The organism is Methylibium sp., assembly GCF_013817365.1.
Lineage (GTDB): Bacteria > Pseudomonadota > Gammaproteobacteria > Burkholderiales > Burkholderiaceae_C > Methylibium.
The window spans coordinates 1-5,033 of sequence record NZ_JACDCU010000310.1 but is presented as its reverse complement, the minus strand read 5'-3'; the positions used below and the strand labels follow the sequence as shown (position 1 = coordinate 5,033).

The 5,033-nt window shown below is 69.7% G+C and carries 6 protein-coding genes and 1 pseudogene; 2 read left to right on the top strand and 5 right to left on the bottom strand.

Translation table 11 applies throughout. The annotated features are described in order from the left end of the window. From H0W38_RS16385 to H0W38_RS16365, 5 genes are all read right to left on the bottom strand, one after another. The coding region (locus H0W38_RS16385; protein WP_292456027.1) for a type II toxin-antitoxin system Phd/YefM family antitoxin at positions 1-204 on the bottom strand (204 nt) is incomplete at its 3' end. A 71-nt stretch (positions 205-275) separates the two neighbouring features. Continuing rightward, complete coding sequence (locus H0W38_RS16380; RefSeq protein ID WP_292456025.1) at positions 276-446, bottom strand: hypothetical protein; 171 nt, start codon at positions 444-446, stop codon at positions 276-278. A 36-nt stretch (positions 447-482) separates the two neighbouring features. Further along, a complete protein-coding gene (locus H0W38_RS16375) occupies positions 483-821 on the bottom strand; it encodes a diacylglycerol kinase (protein ID WP_292456028.1) in 339 nt (112 codons plus the stop codon). 198 nt (positions 822-1,019) lie between these two features. Next, on the bottom strand, positions 1,020-2,369 hold the full coding sequence (locus H0W38_RS16370) for a HAMP domain-containing sensor histidine kinase (RefSeq protein ID WP_292456024.1): 1,350 nt from the start codon (positions 2,367-2,369) through the stop codon (positions 1,020-1,022). After that, the gene (locus tag H0W38_RS16365; protein ID WP_292456023.1) at positions 2,366-3,022 is read right to left on the bottom strand and encodes a response regulator transcription factor; all 657 of its coding nucleotides are present in this window, start codon (positions 3,020-3,022) and stop codon (positions 2,366-2,368) included. Before H0W38_RS16365 ends, H0W38_RS16370 begins: the two co-directional genes overlap by 4 nt. Positions 3,023-3,124: 102 nt before the next feature. On the opposite strand from H0W38_RS16365, the gene H0W38_RS16360 reads away from it, so the two are divergent. Then, positions 3,125-4,822, top strand: coding sequence for a phosphoethanolamine transferase (locus H0W38_RS16360; protein WP_292456022.1), 1,698 nt, complete (start codon positions 3,125-3,127; stop codon positions 4,820-4,822). Further along, positions 4,819-5,033 (top strand): annotated as a pseudogene (locus H0W38_RS16355) (PAP2 family protein); the annotation flags it as partial. The gene H0W38_RS16360 and the pseudogene H0W38_RS16355, both read left to right, overlap by 4 nt.

Below are 5,033 nucleotides of genomic sequence, written 5' to 3'. Positions count from 1 at the left end.
GGTCTGCACATCGCTCAGGGCGCGATTGAGCCGCGTGAGCAGCGCCAGCGAGAACTGGGTCTGCTGGTAGCTTTCGTAGCTCTGCACCACTGCCTTGCCGCGGCCGTTTTGCGTCAGCACGACGGGAGGCTGGCTTTGCAGACGCTCCAGCCAGGCGCTGGCGTCGTTCTTGAACTCGGTAAGGCTGATGATGTCGCTGGGCATGGCGGCGCTCCGTTGCGGACTGAATTCGGTCCGGATGATACGCCGCCGGTTCCTTGCAGGGCCCTCCGATGCTATGACTGCAAGCTCAAGCCTTGAGCCGGTACCCGGTGCGGCGGCAGCATGTCGATCGAGTAGAAGCCCGCCGCCCAGGAAGGTGAGCGGCGTGACGATCCGACCACGATCTCCAGCGGCGAGATCGGCGCCGACAGCACCTCGTAGATCGTCCCCGACCACTTGGGCATGTAGATGCCGAGATCGACGGCGCAACGTTCGAGGGTTCACGGCCAGAAAACGACGGCCCAGGTGGCGACTGCGAGCAGCAGGCTGAGCATCACGGCCGCGCTCGCCATGTCCTTTGCGCGCCCGAGCAGGGGGTGCGGTTGCGACGAGACCGCGTCGGCCAGCCACTCCACGGCCGAGTTGAGCAACTCGACCAGCCAGACGAGCACGATCGAGCCGACCAGCAGGAGCGCCTGCCACCGGTCGGGCGCCCACCACAGCGCGAAGACGATCAACGGAACACCGGCCACGAGTTCCTGGCGAAAGGCCGCTTCATGTCGCCATGCCGCTCGCAGCCCGGCGAGCGAATAGCGGCAGGCGTTGATCACGCGGCGCATGCCGCCGCGGCTCTTCGGCGGACTCGAGAACACGGCGGCGGTCCGGGTGGGTGGCGAGGTCAGCGGATCGAGTTGCGTCAAGAGAGTATCTCCGTGGGTTCGCAGTGGACAGGTCGCGGAGCGGCATGAAACTGCCGAAGCATGGGCTGCCAGACTGAAGCGGGGCTGAAGGCGCTGCCCTCGCGAGCGGCGGTCCCGTCAGCCGGCCTGGCCCAGCGACAGGTCGACGGCGAAGCCCGCAACGACATCGGCCAGCACGAGGCGCCCGCCATGGGCACGCGCGACGAGATCCGCCAGCCGCAGACCCAGCCCGGTTCCGGAGCCGTCCGCCGCCTGATCGACGGCCTGCTGCAGCGCCCGGCGCCGTGCCGCGGGCACGCCCGGCCCGTCGTCCTGGATGCGCAGCGTGCCGGGTTCGGTGACGGAAACGAGCACGCGGTGGGCGCCGTAACGTAGCGCGTTGTCGAGCAGATTCAGCAAGGCCGCGGCCACCAGGTCCGCGTCGGCATCGAGGGCCGCGCCGGGCTGCACGTCGACGGCCAGACCTTCGACAGGCAGTCGTGCCAGCAGCGCCTGCAGATCCACCGGCCTGCGCATCAGCTCGGCGTTGCTGCGAAACAGCGCGAGCAAGGCCGCCACCACTCGCTGAAGGCGGGCGGCAGCCTCGCGTGCACGCTTGATGCGCGGCTGCGCTGCCGGTGGGCTTTCGCGCAGCGCGACGGCGAGCTGCGCGTCGATACCGGCCAGTGGCGTGCGCAGCGCATGAGCGGCATGTGCCGAGAACGCCCTCTCGTGAGCGACACGCCGCGCCAGACGGTGGCCCAGATCGTCGATCGCCGCATGCACGGACTGCAGCTCCTCGCGTTCGGCCGGCCCCAGCGATGCGCCGGGCGCGGTCGGGTCGTGATGGGCCAGCCGCTGCGACAGCGCCTCCAACGGCGCCAGCTCATGGCGCACCCGCGCACGCAGCCGCAGGTGGCCGAGCAGGCCGAGGACCAGCGCGGTCAAGGCAGAGCCCAGACCCATTTCGATCTGTGCTTCCCGGCGCTCCTGCATCGTCTGTGCGACATACAGCATGCGGCCGTCGTCGCCGAGCGCCGTGCCGAACACCCGCCAGTCGCTCGTGTCCGTGAAGCCGGGGGTCGGTGTGCTGCGCAGGGGCTGCGCCGGTGCGCGCGGCGAGCGCAACAAGAGGCCTTCGCGGCCGACCAGTTGCCAGGCGAAATGGCCGCCCGATTCACCGGGTGTTGCGCGCCCCGTCCCGCGCAGGCGTTCGGCCAAGACCGCATCGGGGCTCGACGTCAACAGCACGGCCAGCACTTCGGCCGACTCCTGCAAGGTCTCGTCGAGCAGTTCGTCTACCTCGAGCGACACCGCCAGCATGATGGCCGCCGCCACGGCTAGCCCCCACACGACCGACCAGCCGAGCAGCGCACGCGACAGCTGGCTGCGGATCGAAGGCAGGGCACTGACGGGCGCAGCCTCGCGCGCGGTCCCGCCAAGCGGCAAGGAGCGCTCCCTTCCAAGCGGCCGGGTGGGAGCGCTCATGCCGAACCGAGCCGATAGCCCAGGCCCCGCACCGTCTCGATGAGTTCGCGCCCGAGCTTGCGGCGCAGGCTGGAGACGTGGACTTCGAGCGCGTTGCTGGCCACCTCGGCCTCAAAGCCCAGCACCAGGCGTTCGAGCTCGGCCTTCGCGACGATGCGGCCGGGCCGCAATGCCAGGGCTTCGAGCACCGCCCACTCCCGCGCGGTGAGCTCGGTGCGCAGGCCCGCCACGTAAGCGGTGCGCGCGGCGAGATCGACTTCGACGCCGCCCAGGTGCAGCCGAGGCGCCGCCACACCGGCCAGGCGCCGCCCCACGGCCCGCAGGCGCGCCGCCAGTTCTTCCGGCGAGAAGGGCTTGACGAGGTAGTCGTCGGCGCCGCTGTCCAGGCCCTGGACGCGATCGCCGAGGATGTCGCGCGCGGTGAGCATCAGCGCCGGGATGAGGTCGCGGCGGGCACGGCGGGCACGCAGCCAGTCGAGGCCCGAACCATCGGGAAGTTGCCAGTCGACGAGCAGGGCGTCGAAAGGTTCGTCTCGCAGCGACTGCGTTTCGGCGAGGGTGCGGCACCAGTCGACCACGTGGCCTTCGGCCCGCAGGAAATCGCGCAGCCCTTCGCCGAGGATGTCGTCGTCTTCGACAAGGAGCAGGCGCATCGCGGGGCGTTCGTGGTGGGCGGCCTTCACGGTACCACCGGACCCCTGCGCACGGCCTTCAGGTGCGCTTCAGGTCGGGCGTGCCGAATCGCCGGGATGCCGATGACCATCCCCGCCCTTCGCCCCTTCGGATGCGGCTTCGGCTTTCGCTCCTGGCGCTCGTTCAGGATTGCGGCCACTGTCGAGCAAGTGCTGCTGGCGGCAAGCGTCTACTGGGTGGCGAGTGCGAACGGGTCCTTCTTCGGCGCGGCGCTCGCCGAGCGTGCGCTGCCGGAGCCTGCAACCTGGGGCTATGCGGCAGCGCTCGCCGCGATGCTGGTGGCCGGCCATGTGTTCTTGCTCGCGATGTTCGCCAACCGTTGGCTGGTCAAGCCGATGCTCGCGGTGCTGGTCGTGAGCACCGCGTTCGCGAGCTACTTCATGCAGCACTACGGCACCTACATGGACCCGTCGATGCTGCGCAACGTGCTGCACACCGACGCGAACGAAGCTCGCGAGTTGTTCTCCGGGGCGCTCGTGGTTCATCTGCTGGTGTACGCCGCGGTACCGCTCGCGCTACTGAGCCGCGTGCGGATCGTGGACCGAGGCTGGCCCAAAGCCGTGCTGGTGCGCCTGGGCGTGCTGCTGCTGGCGGGCACGGTGGCCGTCGTGGCGATCCTGACGGTGTTCCAGCCGTTCTCCTCGTTCATGCGCAACCACAAGGAGGCTCGCTACCTCGTCACGCCGGCCAACTACCTGTGGTCGCTGGCTCGCGTCGCAACGCGTGACGCTCAGGGCATGCACGCAGCCCGCGAGCCGATCGGCCTCGACGCCAGGCCCGGCCCTTCCTGGTCCGCGCACAAGCGGCCGACCGTGGTGGTGCTCGTTGTCGGCGAGACCGCCCGGGCGGCGAACTGGGGGTTGAACGGCTATGCCCGGCAGACCACGCCGCAGTTGTCGCGCTTGCCGGTGGTAAACTTTCGCGACGTGAGCGCCTGCGGCACGAGTACCGAGGTGTCGCTGCCCTGCATGTTCGCGCCGGTTGGCCGCCGCGACTACGACGAATCGCGCATCCAGGGCAGCGAATCCCTGCTGCACGTGGCGGCACGGGCCGGCGTCTCGGTCCGCTGGCGCGACAACCAGTCGGGCTGCAAGGGGGTGTGCGACGGCTTGCCGACCGAGGCTGTGTCATCGATCAAGGGGGCCGGGCCGTGCAGTGATGGGCGTTGCATGGACGAGGCGCTGTTGTACGGGCTGGACGAGCGTTTGACCCGCGCGCAGGGTGTGCAACTGCTGGTGCTGCACCAGCTCGGCAACCACGGGCCTGCCTACCACCGCCGCTACCCCGAGGCCTTCGCGCGCTTTCAGCCAGCCTGCGAGGACGACGACCTGCAGAACTGCACGCGCGAGCAGATCGTCAATGCCTACGATAACGCGCTGCTCTACACCGACCATGTGCTGGCCAGGCTGATCGCCACGATGAACGCGCACGCGGACCAGGTGGACACGGCGGTGGTCTACGTCTCCGACCACGGCGAGTCGCTCGGCGAGGGCAACCTGTTCCTGCACGGCATGCCGTATGCGATCGCGCCGGCGGTACAGACCCGCGTTCCGATGCTGACGTGGATGTCGGCGGGCTTCCAGAACCGGAACGGTTTCGACACCGCCTGCCTGCAACGCCGCGCGCAGCAGCCGGCGAGCCACGATCACCTGTTCCACACGGTGCTCGGCATGCTCGACGTGCAAACGGCCTTGTACGAGCCGGCGTGGGACGCGCTGCGCACGTGCCGCGGCTCGAGCGTGGCGACAGCCGCGCGATGACGCAGCGCGCGCGGGCGCGGAGGCAGGACGCCTTCGTCGCGCTGCTTGCGCTAGGCGCCTTGCTCTGCTGGGACTTCTCCGGGCTCGATCTCGTCGTAACCGGCTGGTTCGGTGATGCCGGCGGCTTCGCCTGGCGCGATGCGTGGCTCACGAGCGCGCTCCTTCATCGGGGCGGCCGCAACCTGGCCGGGGCCGTGCTAGCCCTCATGAC